Consider the following 17,730-nt stretch of genomic DNA (forward strand, 5'->3'; position numbering starts at 1 on the left):
TAACATGCTTTTGAAGGAGGTGAAGGACAATTGAGTACTGGAGATAACAAAACAGCTGAGCAAGACGTGAACGCTACATACGCAGCCGACAACGAGCAAGCCGCTGATCAGCAAGAAGAAGCGGTACAGCAAGAATCGCAAACGGAAGCTTCGGAAGAAGCAACGAACCTAGCGAACTTGAGCAGGCGCGTGTGCAAGCCGATGATAACTATCAGCGTTTATTACGCGTTCAAGCGGACTTCGACAATTTCCGCCGCCGCGCTAGAGCGGAGAAGGAAGATTTCGCGAAATACGCTTCCCTTAAATTGATTGAGCAGCTTCTACCTATCGTGGATAACTTTGATCGCGCGCTTACTTCAAGCAAAGAGACCAAGGATTTTGACGCATTGGTGAAAGGTTTGGATATGACGTATCGTGGGATTGATCAACTGCTGACGGCAGAAGGACTTAAACGAATTGACTCCATAGGTCAACCGTTTAATCCTGATTTCCACCAAGCGGTGATGCAGGTTGAATCCGACGAGCATGAAGAAGGTATCGTCGTAGAAGAATTGCAAAAAGGGTATATCCTTAAAGATAAAGTGATCAGACCCGCTATGGTTAAAGTTAGTGTATAAGGGTAATGGATCTTATTATTCCAAATTTAAATAAAAAACATGTTCCATTGGAGCCAAAGGAGGCAGCTTTACATGAGTAAAGTTATCGGTATTGACTTAGGTACAACAAATTCTTGCGTTGCCGTTATGGAAGGCGGAGAAGCCGTCGTTATTCCTAACCCAGAGGGTAACCGTACAACCCCTTCGGTTGTAGGTTTTAAGAAAGATGGCGAGCGTGTTGTCGGTGAAACGGCAAAACGTCAAGCGATCACGAATCCGGACAAAACGATCAGCTCGATCAAACGTCACATTGGTACAAACCACAAAGAAACGATTGATGGCAAAGATTACACGCCACAAGAAATTTCTGCGATCATCCTGCAAAAGCTGAAATCTGATGCGGAAGCTTATTTAGGCCAAACGGTAACGCAAGCTGTTATTACAGTTCCTGCATATTTCAACGATAGCCAACGCCAAGCGACAAAAGATGCTGGTAAAATTGCCGGTCTTGAAGTTTTACGTATTGTGAATGAGCCAACAGCAGCCGCGCTTGCTTACGGCTTGGAAAAAACAGAAGATCAAACCATCCTCGTATATGACCTTGGTGGCGGTACATTTGACGTATCCATCCTTGAACTGGGCGACGGTTTCTTCGAAGTTAAAGCAACAAGCGGCGATAATAAACTGGGCGGGGACGACTTCGACCAAGTTATCATTGAGTATCTCGTAGCTGAATTCAAAAAAGAGCAAGGCATTGATCTTAGCAAAGACAAGGCAGCTGTTCAGCGTTTGAAAGATGCCGCTGAAAAAGCTAAGAAAGAGCTTTCCGGCGTTTTAACAACAACGGTTTCCCTACCGTTCATCACCGTAGCGGACGGCGTTCCACAGCATTTGGAATTAAACCTGACGCGTGCTAAGTTCGAAGAGCTTTCCGCTGGTTTAGTGGAAAGAACATTAGGACCAACTCGTCAAGCTCTTAGCGATTCCGGTTTGTCTACAAGCCAAATCGATAAAGTTGTTCTAGTTGGTGGTTCTACGCGTATTCCTGCTGTTGTTGAAGCCATCAAAAAATTAACGGGTAAAGATCCACATAAAGGCGTTAACCCAGATGAAGTTGTTGCACTTGGAGCGGCTGTTCAAGCAGGCGTATTGACAGGTGAAGTGAAAGACGTTGTTCTTCTTGACGTAACACCTCTTTCCCTTGGTATCGAAACGGCTGGCGGTGTGTTCACGAAGATGATCGACCGTAACACGACGATTCCTACAACAAAATCACAAGTGTACTCCACTTATGCAGATAACCAAACTAGCGTTGAGATTCACGTTCTGCAAGGGGAGCGTTCCATGGCTAGCGGCAACAAAACATTGGGCCGCTTCATGTTGGGTGACATTCCTCCGGCTCCACGCGGCGTTCCGCAAATCGAAGTTAGCTTCGATATCGATGCGAATGGTATCGTTAACGTTTCTGCCCTCGATAAAGGAACTGGCAAAAGCCAAAAAATCACCATCACTTCTTCCAGCGGTTTAAGCGATGCAGAAGTTGAACAAATGGTTAAAGATGCGGAAGCTCATGCTGAGGAAGATCGTGTTCGTAAAGAGCTTGTTGAAGCTCGTAACGAAGCGGATCAACTGGTGTATTCCGTTGACAAAACAATCAAAGATCTTGGCGACAAAGTAGACCAAGGTGAGATTGATAAAGCAAACGCAGCAAAAGAGAAAGTGACAGCGGCACTTGCTGGCAACGATCTTGAAACGATCAAAAAAGCAACGGAAGAGTTGACTGAAATCATCCAACAACTATCCGTGAAGCTGTATGAGCAAGCTGCACAAGCTGGCGGTCAAGGCCCTGATGGCGACGGCGGAGCCGGCGAAGCACCAAAGGGTAGAGAAAATGTTGTCGATGCAGACTATGAAGTTGTTGACGAACAGAAGAAGTAAACATATCCTATTGTAAGGAAGTTTAAAAAGTCTGACTTTTTAAACAGGAATCTTAAGCTTGTAGCGGGTGAAGTCAAAGCCGGTTGGAGTCTCTCCGTGGCTTTGACTTTCCGTTTGTAGTCTTGAACATGGGAGTGGAACAATGAGTAAACGTGATTTTTATGAGGTGCTTGGCGTAAGCAAAGATGCTTCGCAAGAAGACATTAAGAAAGCTTATCGTAAAATGGCGCGTCAGTATCATCCTGACGTGAACAAAGCTGCAGATGCCGAAGATAAATTCAAGGAAGCAAAAGATGCTTACGATGTGCTGAGTGATGATCAGAAAAAAGCGCAATACGACCGTTTTGGCCATGTAGATCCTAACCAAGGTATGGGTGGCGGGCAAGACTTTAACGGCGGCTTTGGCGACATTTTTGATATGTTCTTCGGTGGCGGAGGCGGCGGCAACCGGCGCAATCCGAATGCTCCGCAGCGCGGCAACGATTTGCAGTATACGATGACCATCGAGTTCAAGGAAGCTATCTTCGGTAAGGAAACGGATATTGTCATTCCGCGTACCGAGAATTGCGACACCTGCAGTGGGTCCGGCGCTAAGCCGGGGACGAAGCCGGAAACTTGCGGCGTCTGTCATGGCAGCGGTCAGCAGGAAGTTGTGCAAAACACAGCGTTCGGCCGTATCGTTAACCGACGTGTATGTTCCACCTGTAACGGGCAAGGCCGCATCATCAAAGAGAAATGCGGAAACTGTCACGGTGCTGGCAAAGTGAAGAAGCAACGCACGATTCATATCAAGATTCCTGCAGGCGTAGATGATGGCGCTCAACTTCGCGTATCTGGCGAGGGTGAAGGCGGAACACGTGGAGGCCCGGCAGGAGATCTGTACGTGGTCATTCGTGTGAAATCCCATGAATTCTTCGAACGGGAAGGCAATGATGTTTATTGTGAAGTGCCGCTTACTTTCATGCAAGCAGCGCTTGGCGATGAGATTGAAATCCCAACGTTGACGGAGAAGGTTAAGCTCAAAATTCCGGCGGGTACACAGACGGATACGTATTTCCGTTTGAAAGGCAAGGGGGTTCCCCACTTGCGAGGATTTGGCCAAGGCGATCAACATGTCAAAGTGATCGTCATGACACCTACCAATTTGACCGAGGATCAGAAAGATTTGCTTCGCCAATTTGGCAAGCAAAACGGAGAGCATACGCATGAACAAAATCAAACGATTTTCGAACGTATGAAAAGAGCTTTTTTAGGCGATTAATCGATGCTGATTTACCGAACACTCTCATGGAAGCACCCTGCAGTAATTAACTGTTGAGTGCCCATGTAGAGTGTTTTTTTGCTTTTGGAAGGTCCATCAGCGGCTATCAGTCAGCGTCAGCAAACGTTAACCGTCTGTTAACAAACATCCTAATATTTTACATAGCGCATACACCTGCATAACGTTCTCATCATCTATAAACCTTATGCTAGATAAGGTGAAATACTATTTTTGGAGGGAAAACATTTGAAAAAAGTGTTAAAGCAAGTGATGGGTTCAAGCATGGCGATTTCCTTACTTACGTTGAGCATTAGTGGTGCTGCTCTAGCGGCAGACACAACGACAACAACAACAACAACGAAAGCTCCAGAAACAGCACCAACGCAATCCAAAAATTTAATTGTACTCATTGGCGACGGTATGGGCCCAGCCGAAGTAACGGCAGCGCGTTATTACTCCAAGAAGTTTCTAAATAAAGACCGTCTTGAACTTGACGGCGGTTATTATGTTGGTAAAGCAACTACATACTCTCAAGCAGGTCCTTACACATCTGAATCCGGAGCGGTAACCGACTCAGCTGCAGCGGGCACAGCGTTCTCCACAGGGAACAAAACATATAATAATGCGATTAGCGTATCGAACGGTGATGTTGCAAAGCCGTATGGCTCTGTTATTGAAGCTGCAATGAAACAAGGAAAAGCGACTGGACTTGTTACAACGGATAGTATCGTTGGAGCTACACCTGCAGTTTGGGCATCCCACGTGCGTCAGCGCAGCAACCAAAATGCGATCGCTTCCCAATACTTGAACAGCGGCGTTAACGTATTCTTCGGTGGGGGTAAAGTGAACTTCGTAACGAAGGATGATAAGGGTAAACGTACGGACAAAAACATCATTCCTGACTTCGAAGCAAAAGGTTATAAAACCGCTTATGACAAAGCAGGCTTAGATGCAATTCCTGCAACGGCGGGTAATGCGCTTGGACTTTTCGCTCTTAATGAAATTCCATATGTGCTTGATCGCGATGACAAAACGCCTAACTTACCGCAACTGACACAAAAAGCACTTGATATTTTATCCCAAAACAAAAATGGTTTCGTTCTGATGGTCGAACAAGGCCGTATTGACCATGCAGGACATGCCAACGATCTTCCGGCGAATGTTCAGGAAACATTGGAACTGGACGCAACATTCAAAACGTTAATTGATTTTGCGAAAAAAGACGGCAATACTTCAGTAGTTGTAACAGCTGACCATGAAACAGGCGGTCTTTCCCTTGGTATTAATAACGTTTATGAATTGAATGTGGACCTGTTTAACAAAGAGAAACGTTCCTATGAGTATTTGGATGCGATTTTGAAAACAGCGCAAACGGCTGATGACGTTCGCAAAATCGTTGCGGATAATATTGGTTTCACAGATTTGTCCGATGAGGAAATTGCACTCATTCTCAAAGGCGACGGTTCTTCCTATGGTCGTGGCGGTGGTTATAACGCAGTCGTATCCAAGCGTCTGGCTGTTGGTTGGACAGGTCATGGTCATACAGGTGTTGACGTAGGCGTATGGGCTTACGGACCGATTGCTTCCTTGGTAAAAGGTGATATCGATAATACAGACATCGCTAAGAGCGGAGCGAAAGTGATTGGTGCTGATCTAACGGCAGCTACAAAAGAATTGCAAGATAAGTACTTGTACCCGCTTTTCAAAGTTACTCGCGATAACAAAACATTGTTTACAGCAAAGTCTCTGGCCGAAGCATTGGACATCAAAGTAACTTGGGATGAAGCTTCCAAATCCGTATTGCTTACAAAAGATAGCCAAAAATTGTCCGTGCTTGTTGAAACAGGCGCGATCACAGAAAATGGGGCAGCAAGTGCTCTGGTTGGTCAAGTAGATAACGGCAAGCTATATTTGCCACTTGAAGCCTTTAACAAATTGACCGGAAAAACTTTCACTTGGGATTCCGCCAACGAACGTATTTTGAAAAACTAAATTTTGAAGAGAAGAGTTGGACAGGGGATCACGTGGCCCTTGTCCTCTTTTCCTATTTAGGATTCAGTTGAAATAAGGAGTGTTCGCATGATTGATGTCCGTGGAATTTCCAAATCATTTATGATAAATGGGAAAAGCTTGCCGATTCTGGAACTTGCCGAATGGCATGTGGAGAAGGGTGAAAGATTAGCTTTGATCGGTCCAAGCGGCAGTGGGAAAAGCACGCTGCTTCATCTGCTTAGCGGGGTAATGACACCGGATCGCGGTGAAATCTGGGTGGATGGTCAGCCGCTTCATCAATATTCGGAGAGTAAACGAGACCGGTTTAGAGCTGAGAAGGTAGGCTACATTTTTCAAGATTTTCACCTGATATCGTCTCTAACGGTCAAGCAAAATGTAGAATTGGTTGTTCCATCTGGTTGGTCGAGCAAGCAATCTAAGGAAGAATTAGATCATTGGTTTGAGCGGGTGGGCTTACAGGATCGTCAGCATCACCTTCCTTCGCAGCTATCTCGTGGTCAACAGCAGAGAGCCGCGATTGTTCGAGCCTTAGTTGCTAAACCTCCGCTTATTCTGGCTGATGAGCCAACAGGAAGCTTGGATTGGGAAACAGCAGGAGACATTATGTCGCTTCTGTTGGCGTTATGTGAAAGTGAAAACTTAACATTGCTGACAGTTACCCATGATTTACATTTGGCAGATCGCTTCCCTAAACGGGTTCAAGTGCAAGATTTAAATGAAATACATAGGAGAGAAGCGGTATGAAAGTAGTCTCATTGCTGTGGAACAATATGCTGCATCGTAAAACGCTTTCACTGCTAACCATATTCTCTGTTGCTATAACGGTTGCGCTCGTTGTCTTTCTGTTACTATGCAGTCAAGGCGTCGAACAAGGGGCGGAGAAGGGCTACGGTCCTTTTGAAGTGACGATTGGTGCCAAGGGAAGTGCTACGCAACTAGCGTTAAACACTTACTACCATGTTGGAGCGCCAACTGGCAATGTGCCATATGCCTTGTTGGACGAAGTGCGTAAGGATGAACAGGCAGATAAAGCCTATGCGATGACAACGGGAGATAATTATAATGGCTTTCCTATTGTAGGCATGGAACCAGACTATTTTGTTACACGCTACGGCGCTAACAAACAGATGGCCAAGGGAAAGTTGTATGAAAAATTGGGCGATACCGTTGTAGGTTCGCATGTGGCCAGAACGTTGGGTCTTCATGTAGGCGACCAGTTCCAAGGCGCTCATGGTTTGGTGAAAGGCACCGTAGATGAGGATGATGGAGACGGGGCCGAAGATCATGATCACCATCATAGCTTTATCTACACGGTTGTTGGCATTTTGCCTCCTTTGTCAACTTCGGATGACCGTGCTGTTTTCACGACACTGGATTATGCATGGGCTGTTCATGAAGGGCAGCAAGGTGACCATAAGGAAGTAACGTCCATTTTGGTTAAGCCCAAAACGCTGTTGGGTGCTCAAAGCATGAAAACGAAGTACGGACAAATGAACAATGTTCAAGCCATCTATACAAGCAAGGCTGTAGCGGATGTTGTCAATGTAGTAGATAAAGGCACACAAGCGTTGAGTGTAGTAACCGTTATTTGTATTTTGCTTGCGGCAGTTTCGATATTATTATCGTTGATTGCTGCGGTGAATGAACGCAAAAAAGATGTCGGTCTACTTCGGTTGATCGGCAAATCCAAGAGGTTCATCTGGATGTCGCTTCTAGGAGAAGGGATTCTTCTGACATTCATCGGATTGATTATTGGTTTATTCTTAGGTCATATTGGCGGGTATGCGAGCCGTGAAGTTGTATTCGAATATTCGGGACTGCAGATTCAATCTTTGAATGTGATGCCAGGCGAATGGCTGCTCGTAGTGGGAACGTTGTTAATTGGCGTTCTGGCTTCCCTGGGTCCTGCACTGCAAGCGTATCGTGTCGACCCGCTGCAATTATTCAGGACTTGAGGTGAGGATGTCTTAATGAGAAACAAGCAATCTATCCTATGGATGAGTACATTGATTCTGTTCGTTGTTTCCGCTGGCTGCGGTCAAAAACAGACTGAAAGCACGGGGCAGTCATTTGGCAGCGCAGCGACTTCCGCAATGTCTGCTGCGGTCCAGTCCGCTGCTCCAACGGTGAGTCCAATAGTCACGCCTGCGGCTTTACAAGCGAAACCTTCGGATACGCCTGTTACTGTTACAGTGGCTCCTACAGCCTCCCCAACTGTTCCCCCGGCACTCGCGGAGACTAAGAATGGGGTGGAAACTGTCAAGCAAACAGAGGTTAGTCAGCCAGCAAAGGCTTCTATCCAGCCAAAGAATGACGCAAGTTCTGCTCCTGCGGCTGCGGCCACGGTGGAAACGAAGCCAAATGAACCTCAGCCAAGTGCCAAAGCCAAGCAAGCCGCACTCTCAAATGAAATCAATTGGACGCAGTTTTTTGACGATGATAAGCAAGATAAGCCCTCCGACCGTTTTTGGGATATGAGTGGAAAAACCGTGCAAATAAAAGGATTTATGGGGGAAGTATTGTCCTTTGATAAGCATTGGTTTCTGCTCATTCCTAAGCCAGGCGCAGAGTGCCCTTTTGATAATGGCGATGAAACGTATTGGAATAAAATCATGATTGTATTCGTTCCAGACAATGTGAAGCTGCGTTATACATCGGGACCTCTGCTTATTACAGGGAAACTGGATGTCGGGATTAAGTTGGACGAATCAGGATATAAAACGATGTTTCGCCTATACGATGCTTCCTTTGAAAAATAAAGGAATAGCTTTCAGATTTGTTAGCATAAGAATGTCTCCCTTAGGCAAATAAACGGGATTGCTTTAAATTCCGTTTTGGGAGGTATAAAAGATGAGTCATGAGCCAAACAGAGAACAACATCAACAAGGACAGAGCCATATTCCGATTGCAAAAATGAGGATGTGGAGTTCGCGGCAGAAGTAGCGGATGCCGATGATTTCGAAGCTTCTGAAAGAGCGCAGGCAGCGGATTACAGACAGGAAAGACCGTAATGGCCGAGAAAGGAATTATCGCCTATTTCCATTCTCCCGAGCAGGCTGAGGGTGCAGCTTCCAAGCTGAAAGCTCTGCGCGCAGTGGATGTAAAGGTTGAACGATTCGGCCGATATCCAGGTGGCGGGGTGCGATCGGAGATGAACCCGTATGCGGGTAATTTTGGCAGTTTGGGGACTCTCACGCAGTCAGCCGATGTATCTACCCCCGACGAAGGCATTTTACTTGCCGCTGATCCGGCAGCTAGTGGTTTGAGTGACGGTGGAGATGGTGGCGTGACTGGCTTGGACATCATATTAGCCGGTGCTATTGATGAAGCTACTTATGAACAGGCTGTTCGCGTGATTAAAAGCGCCGGGGGATCTATCTAAATTGAGCGTCAAAATAAAAGCATCCGTCACCAAGCGCATAAACGCTAAGTGAGGATGCTTTTATTTCTATTGAGATTTGAACGCGAGAGTTTGTTAAGGCTGGTTGATTAATTGAACCAGTTGATCAGGATAATTCGTAATAATACTCGAAACCCCGAGTGTGAGCATGCGTTTCATAACTGCTGGATCGTTCACTGTCCAAGCGTACACTTCTTTGTGATGCTCAGCGGCTTGTTTCATAAATTCCTCTCCTACCAGCGGATAGGCGGCGGAGATAACATCGAAATCAGGGTTATTCCAGATTACGTTAAATTGATCCGTTTTCTGCCCGACGATAAGTCCGGTCTTAATGTTCGGATTCACTTTTTTAACGGTATGAAGCAGGGCGGGGTCGAAGGAAGTCACTGTGCATTGTTTTTCAAATCCTTGGGATTCAATGATGCTAACGGTTTTCTCGGCAAGCTGTTTACTGTGCCCGTTATTTTTCAATTCAATGTTTAGCTTGATATGATCTTTGGCTGTTTCAATGACTTCGTCCAAGGTCGGCACATGATCATCGCGAAACTTTGGATGAAACCAGCTTCCAGCGCTAGCTTTCATAAGTTCGGATGAGCTCGCTTCCCACATGTTTTTATTGATTCCGGTAGTCCGCAGGACATTCTCATCATGCATGACCATAACCACACCATCAGCAGTTTCTTGTACATCGAGTTCGGCAAATCCGGCTCGATCGGATATCGCTTGACGAAAGGCGCTTAGTGTATTCTCAGGTGCTTTGCCCGAGCTTCCACGGTGAGCCGTGACTTGATTATAAGGATCGACAATCATTGTGGTTGCCGTATATGGAGTGACTAGCGTTGCAGTAAGGAATAATGCAGAGAAGAAAATAACTTTTAGCATAAAAACGACTCCGTTCTTGGCTATATGAGTACGATAGTAGGTATCGCTGCTGCCTATGCAATTAAAATAGCATGCAGGTATTAGGAATTGATTAGGAAAAAAATTATTTTAGTAGATATGAAAGCATGTCTATACGTTTCCTTCGCATCTACCTTGAGAAACTCGCTCGTCCCTGAAGGACGACGAAGTCATTTATCCTAGAGCGTTTGCTTACTGAGCGAAAAAAATACCCCATTTTCCGGCCTATTTTACCCAAGAAGCGAAGTGTAGTACAATAATCATTGTGAAAATAGCCCGATTGGGCTTGTTTTGATGTGAAGGTGAAACCGACAGGAGGAGCAATACCGATGCTTTGGCAAGAAATTACTGTACATACAACAGAAGAAGCAATAGAAATGATTACGAATTTTGTTCATGAGCTTGGAGCAGGGGGCGTTTCTATTGAAGAATCAGGAACGTTAAACAAAGAACGGGACACCTCGTTAGGGCAGTTATATGACACTCCCTTTAACGACATCCCGGAAGGAAGAGCCATTATCAAAGGCTATTTTTATCATGAAACAGACATGGCGCCGATTTTAGCCGATTTGAAAGCATCCGTTGAACAACTAAAAGATTTCGATATCGATACAGGAAACCCAACATTTGAATGCAGAGAAGTCGACGATGAGGATTGGGCCAATGCGTGGAAGCAGTATTTCAAGCCGATTCGCGTGTCTGAGCGTTTAACGATTAAACCGACTTGGGAAGACTATACGCCTTCACCGGAAGAAATCATTTTGGAGCTGGACCCGGGAATGGCCTTCGGTACAGGTACACATGCAACAACGTCGCTATGTCTGCAAACATTAGAGAAGATGCTGCAGCCGGGTGATGATGTCATCGATGTAGGAACAGGTTCAGGCATTCTCGCGATAGCCGCTGCAAAGCTGGGAGCTAGGCATGTGCTTGCTGTTGACCTAGACCCTGTAGCGGTAACAAGTGCGCTGGATAATACAAGACAGAACGAGCTTGAAGACAAGATTACTGTAAAGCTCAGTGATTTGCTTGGTGTTTTGAAGGCAAGCGAGACAGAGGCATCTACACAATTGGGCGTAACGATACCTGTTCAACTCGTTGTCGCTAATATCTTAGCGGAAGTTATTGTATTGTTCGTAGATGACGTATATGAAGTGTTGCAACAAGGTGGCTATTATATAACTTCAGGTATTATTACAAGTAAAGAAGATGATGTTGAGAAAGCGCTAATTGCCGCTAAATTTACGATCGTAGAGAAAAACTATGATTCCAATTGGGTAGCGATTGTAGCTAGAAAGTAGCAGGTGTCCGCGTATGGGAGGATTATTGTTTTATGACTGGAGTACACTGCCGTTCGTTATTCTGGTCCTCGTTATTTCTTTTACCCTTCATGAATTTGCACATGCGTATAGCGCTTATAAATTAGGAGATTCAACGGCTTATCAGTTTGGCCGAGTTTCATTAAATCCGATGGTACATCTTGACCTGTTCGGTACCATCATGTTGTTAATTGCCGGTTTTGGTTGGGCCAAGCCTGTGCCCGTGAACCGCGGTAATTTTAAAAAGCCGCGGCTTATGGGGATTATCGTAACCGCAGCAGGGCCGCTTAGTAATTTAATTCTTGTATTTATTACTTTGTTTGTTTTTGCCATATTCGAGAAATATGGTTGGTTGCAAGGAATGTCCAAAGGCAGCGGAGATGCGATTGTTCTCTTTTTGCGGCTGATGTTAAATATTAATTTGACCTTGTTTTTGTTCAATTTAATTCCGATCCCACCACTGGACGGGTACCGCATTATTCAAGATTTAGTTAATTTGAAATATACAGAATCCTTGCAAAAGTTCGAGCAATGGGCATCCGTGATCTTCTTGCTGGTTGTATTTGTAAGACCGCTACGACAAGTGACATTGGATCCCTATCTTCGCTTAGGGAATGAGATTGTAGTCTTTTTCCTCAAACCGATTGGCTGGATCTTGGGCATGTAGCTCTGCAAGGAAACCCTTCTAGATTTTTGTGACCAAAAAGGGTATGATGGTGAGTGGAAGTTTCACGAAAAATTTCAAGAATGAAGATAGAGAGGCTTTGAACTATGCAGCGTTATTTTCTCCCGCCTGAGCAGTTTCAACCATCGATGAACACGGTCACCATAGAGGGCGATGACGCGCACCATTTGCAGCGGGTCATGCGAGCTGATTTGGGGGATAAGGTCATTTGCAGCAACGGAGTTGACCGCGAAGTGCTGGTTCGCATTATGGAGCTGGATAAAACGCGTGTCACTGCCGAAATCGTGGAAGAGCTTCCTATGAACGCCGAGTCGGCTGTTCAGGTGTGGATTGCACAGAGCTTGCCCAAAGGCGATAAGATGGAACTCATTATCCAGAAAGGGACCGAGATCGGGGCAGCCCGGTTTCTTCCTTTTTTATCGGAACGTACGATTGTGCAGTATGATGCGAAGAAGGAAGCGAAGCGTTCGGAACGCTGGCAGAAGATCGCCAAGGAAGCGGCCGAGCAAGCGCACAGAAATCGTGTGCCGTTGATCGAGTCTGTATACAGCTGGAAGCAGTTGCTGGCGCGCGCAAAGGAAGCGGATGTCGCTTGGATTTGTTATGAGAAGGAAGACGGTCAACAATTGAAGCCTGTGATTCAGGAAGCTTTGGCTGCAGGTAAATTGGGACAAGGGAAGCAAGTGTTGATTGCTGTAGGCCCTGAAGGCGGTTTTACAGAGCAGGAAATTAAACAGGCCGAAGAGGCTGGCTTTCGTTCTGTATCGCTAGGTGCACGCATTTTACGCACGGAGACTGCTGCTATGGTAGGACTAACGTGCCTTTTCTATGAAACCGGAGAGATGGGGGGATAAGCAAGTATGGCAACGGTAGCGTTTCATACATTAGGTTGTAAAGTGAATTTCTATGATACAGAGGCCATTTGGCAGCTGTTCAAAAATGAGGGTTACGAGCAAGTCGATTTCGAGCAAACCGCGGATGTATATGTTGTAAACACATGCACCGTTACGAACACAGGAGATAAAAAGAGTCGCCAAATGATTCGCCGCGCGATTCGCCGGAATCCTGAAGCAATTGTAGCTGTTACAGGTTGTTACGCCCAAACGTCGCCTGCTGAAATTTTGGCTATTCCGGGTGTGGATATGGTTATCGGGACACAAGACCGAGAAAATATTATTCCGCTTGTAAAGCAATTCGAGCAGGATCGTCAACCAATTAACGCGGTGCGCAACATTATGAAAACACGTCAGTTCGAGGAACTGGATGTCCCTGATTTTGCCGATCGGACAAGAGCATTCCTGAAAATTCAAGAAGGCTGCAACAACTTCTGTACCTTCTGCATTATTCCTTGGTCACGTGGTCTGATGCGCAGTCGCGAGCCGCAAAGTGTCATTCAACAGGCCGAGCAATTGGTAGCCGCGGGTTATCAGGAAATCGTTCTGACGGGTATTCATACTGGCGGTTATGGCGAAGATATTGAAGATTACAGCTTGGCTAAGCTGCTGTGGGACCTCGATAAAGTCGAAGGCTTGAAGCGTATTCGGATCTCCTCGATTGAAGCGAGCCAAATTACAGATGAAGTCATTGAGGTTTTGAAATCCTCGGACAAAATGTGCCGCCATTTGCATATTCCGTTGCAAGCCGGTGACGATCAAGTGCTGGCGCGCATGCGTCGAAAATATACAACAGCCGAGTTTGCCAGAAAAATCGAGCGTATTCATGAGATTATGCCGGATGTGGCGATTACAACGGACGTCATTGTTGGTTTCCCTGGTGAAACGGAGGAGATGTTCCGAAATGGCGTTGCTTTCATGGAGCGAATGAAATTTTCCGAAATGCACGTATTCCCTTACTCCAAACGAACAGGTACGCCTGCTGCGCGGATGGAGGATCAGGTGGATGAAGAAATTAAAAATGCGCGCGTACACGAGCTGATCGATCTTTCTGAAACTATGCAGCTTGCTTATGCGCAAAAGTTCATAGGCCAAGTGCTGGAAGTGATTCCTGAACGAGCTCATAAAGGCACGTCCGACAGTGGATTATTTATGGGGTACTCAGATAATTATGTCCAGGTTGTTTTTGAAGGCTCAGAGGATTTAATCGGTGAAGTGTGTCTGGTTAAGGTGACAGAAGCCGGTGTGAATGAAAGTAGAGGACACCTGGTGCGTGTCTTGGAAACCGCTGAAACAGCTCAAGTGGTGAATTTGTAGAGACGAGCCAGAAGATGTCATTTCGTTTCTGACGTTGCGTATGTTCCCGGTTTCTCACATAAGTAAGCAAATCTACCTCTAAACGCGGTCACTCTTCAAAGGAGAGCTGCGGTAGAGGTTTTCTCATTGAATATCTATGATGAAGGTAGAAAGCCATGATAGAAGCATGCGTGACGAGACTGGGCACAAGCTCAGGGGTTGCTATTGTGGACGGAATTCAATGCGTTTCCACGTATTAAGATAACAGAATGGCAAAGCAAGCAGCGAACAGGCTATATTGAATAGGGTCTGTGAGCGGGCGATTTGCTCGGAGGCGTCGCTGGCTAGCATCGCTGAAACGCTGACAAGCTGATGTATGAATGGATAGAAGAGAATAGCGCCTCCGACATTGAGGAGGATGTGTGACCACGCGACGTAGCGCCCGGCGCGAGAACCGCTCATTCCGGCGATTAGAGCCGTTACGCAGGTGCCCACATTCGCACCGATCGTAATGGCGACACCCAGCTCGACGGGAATGCCTTGGATGGTTGCGAGGCTCATCGCCATCGCAATGACGGCTGCGCTGCTGTGGACCAGCGCGGTGAGCGCAGCGCCAGCGATAACGCCCCACAGCAGGCTCGTTTGCGCTGGTGGACGAACCAGGCGAAGAGCCCGCGGGACTGCAGCGCAGGCCCGATCGTTTGCATGATCTCGATGCCGAGCAGCACGAGAGAGAAGCCCGCTGCTGCCAGCGATCCGTAACGGACGCTGCGCAGCCAAGGCAGTCGGCGTTGTCCAGCGGGAACGCCGGTCTGCTCTAAACCAAGACCCTGCAGGGCAGGTGGCAGCGGTCCGGCAAACCAGCTCGCGAGCCAGATGCTGGCGCTCGCGAGCAGCAGCGGCACGCCGATACCGCCGATGCTGAGGCCGATCAGCTCGGTTGTTAGGCACGTGCCGATGTTCGTGCCGAGAATGACGCCGAGCGTTCTCGGGAAGGTCAGGATGCCGGCGTTGACGAGGCCGATGGAGATCACCGTGATGGCTGTGCTGCTTTGGAGCGCCGCCGTGAGTACGGTGCCGGTGGCGAGTCCGCGCACCGGCGTGCGGGTAAACCGCTCCAGCCACAGCTCGAGGCGGGCGCCGCCCAGTGATGAAGCGCGGTTTCCATCAGCTTCATCCCAAATAGAAATAAAGCTAAGCCTGTCAGCACAGGCAGCACAATGGTCGTTATCATGATAGAAATTCTCCTTCATGGGCTTGCACAAGTTTTTAACCAATATATGTGACCGCACAGACAAGCATGACAAGCAGATACAGGTGAACGGTTTCACACAAAGGACGGCAAAAATCTAATGGCAGCAGTACTTTTACTCAAAAAACGCAAGGCTCGTTTGGAGCAAGGACACCCATGGGTGTACAAAAGTGAGATTGATCGTGTGGATGGCGATATAGAACCGGGTCAACTTGTTCCTGTTCAAACCCATCTTGGTCAATATTTAGCCACGGGATATTATAACGAAGCTTCGCAAATTACAGTTCGCATTGTATCCTACAAACCGCTTGAAGCGATGACGACTGCCTTTTTTGTCGAGCGCTTTACGCGATGCTTGCAGCACCGTGAACGCTTTGTGAAAGAAGCAGCTTCTTATCGATTGGTTTATGGAGAAGCTGACTTTTTGCCAGGGCTCATTGTGGATAAATTTGAGGATACGCTGGTTGTCCAGCTGCTTACCTTAGGGATGGATCGCTGCAGGGAACAAATCGTAGAAGCTTTAGTGCAGGTTATGAACCCAACTGGCATTTTTGAGCGCAGCGATGTATCGATTCGTGAGCTAGAGGGCTTGAAGCAAGTCAAAGGACTACTTTATGGCAAGTGTCCGAAGCATGTCGACATTTTGGAAAATGGACTGCGCATTCGTGTTGATATCGAGGAAGGGCAGAAGACGGGCTACTTCTTCGATCAAAGAGAGAATCGGGCGGCCATTGCGCCTCTTATGACAGGTTGGGGCCATCGCAGCGGAATTCATCTCAAAGAGGTTGAAGTTGACGGAGTGAGCCAGACGCTGCCAGTGAACGCGAATGGTAAAATCGTTACATTTCCTGACTGGGACGGAGCATCTGTACTGGAATGCTTCTCACACACAGGCAGCTTCACACTCAATGCGTGCAAGTTCGGGGCGAAAAAAGTAACATGTCTGGACATTTCTGAGCATGCCATTGAAAGCGCACGGACAAATGTCGCATTAAATGGCTTCGAAGATCGCGTAGAATTTGTTGTGGCGGATGCTTTTGAATATTTGCGCACGCAGGTTAGAGGCTTGGATGATCGCAAGGCTCGCGCTGCGGCAGGAAGCGGTCAAACGAAAGTAGACACTTCGAAGCCTGTTATCAGCGGTGGACGCACATGGGATGTGGTCATTCTTGATCCTCCTGCTTTCGCCAAAACGAAAAGCGCTGTGGAAGGCGCATGCCGCGGTTATAAAGATATCAATTTACATGGCATGAAGCTTGTGAACGAAGGCGGCTATCTGGTTACGGCGAGCTGTTCGTATCACATGCATCCTGAATTGTTTCTTGAAACGATTCACGCTGCTGCAACCGACGCAGGCAAGCTGCTGCGTTTGGTCGAGTTCCGTGGCGCAGGCAAGGATCATCCGCGGATTCTCGGGGTAGATGAAGGGCATTACTTAAAATTTGCCATTTTTGAGGTTCGTAGTAAATAAAACATTAGCATGATTAATAGTGGCCTAGCAGCGTTATAAGCTGTTAGGCGCTTTTTAAATTTATATGTTTTGGGTTTTGGGGTAAGCGAAGCTTACCTCTTATTTACTGTGGAGCTCGCTGAAAGTTCGTATAGGTAGCGTCATTGCTCTAACGAACTGTAGGGTCTTTATGGACGAGAAAACAGCATGCTTATCGATCTAACGAACTGACTGAGCGTTATAGCTTAGCAAATAGGCGTAATGATAAGCTTTTCCTAGAAATAACGTCTCTGGAATTCGTTATCCCTTCGATTTGATTATTTTTGATCAAATAAGGACTATGGAGTTCGTTAAGGATAAGAACGATGGGTGCAAGAGTTTCATGGCTATGACATCTTCGAAACGGATGTTAAATCCTTGTAGTGAAGGGTGACTTGTCATTTGCAGAGTGCCCTGATCGCCTTAACGGAACGTATGGGTTTACACGCAAAAGGAGTGCAAGGTCTTCCGAGGCCACTGAAAAACTTCCGTTTTTTGAAGGAATTAAATAGTTGTATCAAAAAAGACGACTCAAATTCATTTTCGAATTTTAGAGTCGTCTTTTTTAGGCGTTCAACATCGAAAGCGGAGCTTGGGAAAGAGGGTGCAAGAGGGGGAGGAGATGAAAGGACCAATAAATGGACCGATGAACGAACTGATGAACGGACCGTGCAGCCGTTATTGTCGT

At 46.7% G+C, this 17,730-nt stretch carries 18 protein-coding genes; 15 read left to right on the forward strand and 3 right to left on the reverse strand.

The genetic code is table 11. The annotated features are described in order from the left end of the window. Positions 1–30: 30 nt before the first annotated feature. The 10 genes from FU659_RS38240 to FU659_RS10635 all read left to right on the forward strand — a co-directional run bounded on the left by FU659_RS38240 (position 31) and on the right by FU659_RS10635 (position 9,190). Positions 31–309, forward strand: a complete 279-nt coding sequence (locus FU659_RS38240; RefSeq protein WP_315971299.1) for a hypothetical protein — start codon at positions 31–33, stop codon at positions 307–309. Next, complete coding sequence (grpE, locus tag FU659_RS10595; protein ID WP_315971300.1) at positions 192–617, forward strand: nucleotide exchange factor GrpE; 426 nt, start codon at positions 192–194, stop codon at positions 615–617. The genes FU659_RS38240 and grpE overlap by 118 nt, the downstream gene beginning before the upstream one ends. 72 nt (positions 618–689) lie before the next feature. Beyond that, a complete protein-coding gene (dnaK, locus tag FU659_RS10600) occupies positions 690–2,534 on the forward strand; it encodes a molecular chaperone DnaK (protein ID WP_147947550.1) in 1,845 nt (614 codons plus the stop codon). Between the two features lie 142 nt (positions 2,535–2,676). After that, positions 2,677–3,795: a molecular chaperone DnaJ gene (gene dnaJ / locus FU659_RS10605; protein WP_147947551.1), complete on the forward strand. Its 1,119-nt coding sequence runs from the start codon at positions 2,677–2,679 to the stop codon at positions 3,793–3,795. Between the two features lie 255 nt (positions 3,796–4,050). Next, positions 4,051–5,787, forward strand: coding sequence for an alkaline phosphatase (locus FU659_RS10610; protein ID WP_261807746.1), 1,737 nt, complete (start codon positions 4,051–4,053; stop codon positions 5,785–5,787). A gap of 87 nt (positions 5,788–5,874) precedes the next feature. Then, positions 5,875–6,552: an ABC transporter ATP-binding protein gene (locus FU659_RS10615; protein WP_147947552.1), complete on the forward strand. Its 678-nt coding sequence runs from the start codon at positions 5,875–5,877 to the stop codon at positions 6,550–6,552. Then, positions 6,549–7,763 carry an ABC transporter permease gene (locus FU659_RS10620; RefSeq protein WP_147947553.1) on the forward strand — a complete coding sequence of 405 codons (1,215 nt, stop codon included), beginning with the start codon at positions 6,549–6,551 and terminating at the stop codon, positions 7,761–7,763. The genes FU659_RS10615 and FU659_RS10620 overlap by 4 nt, the downstream gene beginning before the upstream one ends. A 15-nt stretch (positions 7,764–7,778) precedes the next feature. Continuing rightward, positions 7,779–8,567 carry a hypothetical protein gene (locus FU659_RS10625; protein WP_147947554.1) on the forward strand — a complete coding sequence of 263 codons (789 nt, stop codon included), beginning with the start codon at positions 7,779–7,781 and terminating at the stop codon, positions 8,565–8,567. Between the two features lie 162 nt (positions 8,568–8,729). Next, the gene (locus FU659_RS38245; RefSeq protein ID WP_147947555.1) at positions 8,730–8,819 is read left to right on the forward strand and encodes a YfhD family protein; all 90 of its coding nucleotides are present in this window, start codon (positions 8,730–8,732) and stop codon (positions 8,817–8,819) included. Beyond that, positions 8,819–9,190, forward strand: coding sequence for a hypothetical protein (locus tag FU659_RS10635; RefSeq protein WP_147947556.1), 372 nt, complete (start codon positions 8,819–8,821; stop codon positions 9,188–9,190). The genes FU659_RS38245 and FU659_RS10635 overlap by 1 nt, the downstream gene beginning before the upstream one ends. A 93-nt stretch (positions 9,191–9,283) precedes the next feature. Here the strand turns inward: FU659_RS10635 and FU659_RS10640 are convergent, their stop codons facing one another. After that, complete coding sequence (locus FU659_RS10640; RefSeq protein WP_147947557.1) at positions 9,284–10,090, reverse strand: glycerophosphodiester phosphodiesterase; 807 nt, start codon at positions 10,088–10,090, stop codon at positions 9,284–9,286. Positions 10,091–10,437: 347 nt separating this feature from the next. Here FU659_RS10640 and prmA point away from each other — a divergent pair, with 347 nt between their 5' ends. The 4 genes from prmA to mtaB all read left to right on the forward strand — a co-directional run bounded on the left by prmA (position 10,438) and on the right by mtaB (position 14,322). Next, positions 10,438–11,409, forward strand: a complete 972-nt coding sequence (prmA, locus tag FU659_RS10645; protein WP_147947558.1) for a 50S ribosomal protein L11 methyltransferase — start codon at positions 10,438–10,440, stop codon at positions 11,407–11,409. Between the two features lie 13 nt (positions 11,410–11,422). Then, positions 11,423–12,094: a site-2 protease family protein gene (locus FU659_RS10650; protein ID WP_147947559.1), complete on the forward strand. Its 672-nt coding sequence runs from the start codon at positions 11,423–11,425 to the stop codon at positions 12,092–12,094. A gap of 104 nt (positions 12,095–12,198) precedes the next feature. Next, the gene (locus FU659_RS10655; protein ID WP_147947560.1) at positions 12,199–12,966 is read left to right on the forward strand and encodes a 16S rRNA (uracil(1498)-N(3))-methyltransferase; all 768 of its coding nucleotides are present in this window, start codon (positions 12,199–12,201) and stop codon (positions 12,964–12,966) included. A gap of 6 nt (positions 12,967–12,972) precedes the next feature. Further along, positions 12,973–14,322, forward strand: coding sequence for a tRNA (N(6)-L-threonylcarbamoyladenosine(37)-C(2))-methylthiotransferase MtaB (mtaB, locus tag FU659_RS10660; protein ID WP_147947561.1), 1,350 nt, complete (start codon positions 12,973–12,975; stop codon positions 14,320–14,322). 201 nt (positions 14,323–14,523) lie between these two features. Here the strand turns inward: mtaB and FU659_RS38250 are convergent, their stop codons facing one another. Together FU659_RS38250 and FU659_RS38255 are read right to left on the reverse strand one after the other, a co-directional pair. Further along, positions 14,524–14,964, reverse strand: a complete 441-nt coding sequence (locus tag FU659_RS38250) for a Na/Pi symporter (RefSeq protein ID WP_315971302.1) — start codon at positions 14,962–14,964, stop codon at positions 14,524–14,526. Further along, positions 14,859–15,554, reverse strand: coding sequence for a Na/Pi symporter (locus FU659_RS38255; protein WP_315971301.1), 696 nt, complete (start codon positions 15,552–15,554; stop codon positions 14,859–14,861). Before FU659_RS38255 ends, FU659_RS38250 begins: the two co-directional genes overlap by 106 nt. A 99-nt stretch (positions 15,555–15,653) precedes the next feature. On the opposite strand from FU659_RS38255, the gene FU659_RS10670 reads away from it, so the two are divergent. Next, entirely contained in the window at positions 15,654–17,024 is a 1,371-nt protein-coding gene (locus FU659_RS10670) for a class I SAM-dependent rRNA methyltransferase (RefSeq protein WP_147947562.1), read from the forward strand. Positions 17,025–17,730 lie beyond the last annotated feature (706 nt).

The organism is Paenibacillus sp. N3.4 (genome assembly GCF_008017805.1).
GTDB lineage: Bacteria > Bacillota > Bacilli > Paenibacillales > NBRC-103111 > Paenibacillus_E.

Bases quoted from the DNA above. Each gene is read 5' to 3' on its own strand.
- dnaK (WP_147947550.1), top strand. From the start codon at position 690: ATGAGTAAAGTTATCGGTATTGACTTAGGTACAACAAATTCTTGCGTT.
- dnaJ (WP_147947551.1), top strand. From the start codon at position 2,677: ATGAGTAAACGTGATTTTTATGAGGTGCTTGGCGTAAGCAAAGATGCT.
- FU659_RS10615 (WP_147947552.1), top strand. From the start codon at position 5,875: ATGATTGATGTCCGTGGAATTTCCAAATCATTTATGATAAATGGGAAA.
- FU659_RS10620 (WP_147947553.1), top strand. From the start codon at position 6,549: ATGAAAGTAGTCTCATTGCTGTGGAACAATATGCTGCATCGTAAAACG.
- FU659_RS10625 (WP_147947554.1), top strand. From the start codon at position 7,779: ATGAGAAACAAGCAATCTATCCTATGGATGAGTACATTGATTCTGTTC.
- FU659_RS10635 (WP_147947556.1), top strand. From the start codon at position 8,819: ATGGCCGAGAAAGGAATTATCGCCTATTTCCATTCTCCCGAGCAGGCT.
- FU659_RS10640 (WP_147947557.1), bottom strand. From the start codon at position 10,090: ATGCTAAAAGTTATTTTCTTCTCTGCATTATTCCTTACTGCAACGCTA.
- prmA (WP_147947558.1), top strand. From the start codon at position 10,438: ATGCTTTGGCAAGAAATTACTGTACATACAACAGAAGAAGCAATAGAA.
- FU659_RS10650 (WP_147947559.1), top strand. From the start codon at position 11,423: ATGGGAGGATTATTGTTTTATGACTGGAGTACACTGCCGTTCGTTATT.
- FU659_RS10655 (WP_147947560.1), top strand. From the start codon at position 12,199: ATGCAGCGTTATTTTCTCCCGCCTGAGCAGTTTCAACCATCGATGAAC.
- mtaB (WP_147947561.1), top strand. From the start codon at position 12,973: ATGGCAACGGTAGCGTTTCATACATTAGGTTGTAAAGTGAATTTCTAT.
- FU659_RS38255 (WP_315971301.1), bottom strand. From the start codon at position 15,554: ATGAAGGAGAATTTCTATCATGATAACGACCATTGTGCTGCCTGTGCT.
- FU659_RS10670 (WP_147947562.1), top strand. From the start codon at position 15,654: ATGGCAGCAGTACTTTTACTCAAAAAACGCAAGGCTCGTTTGGAGCAA.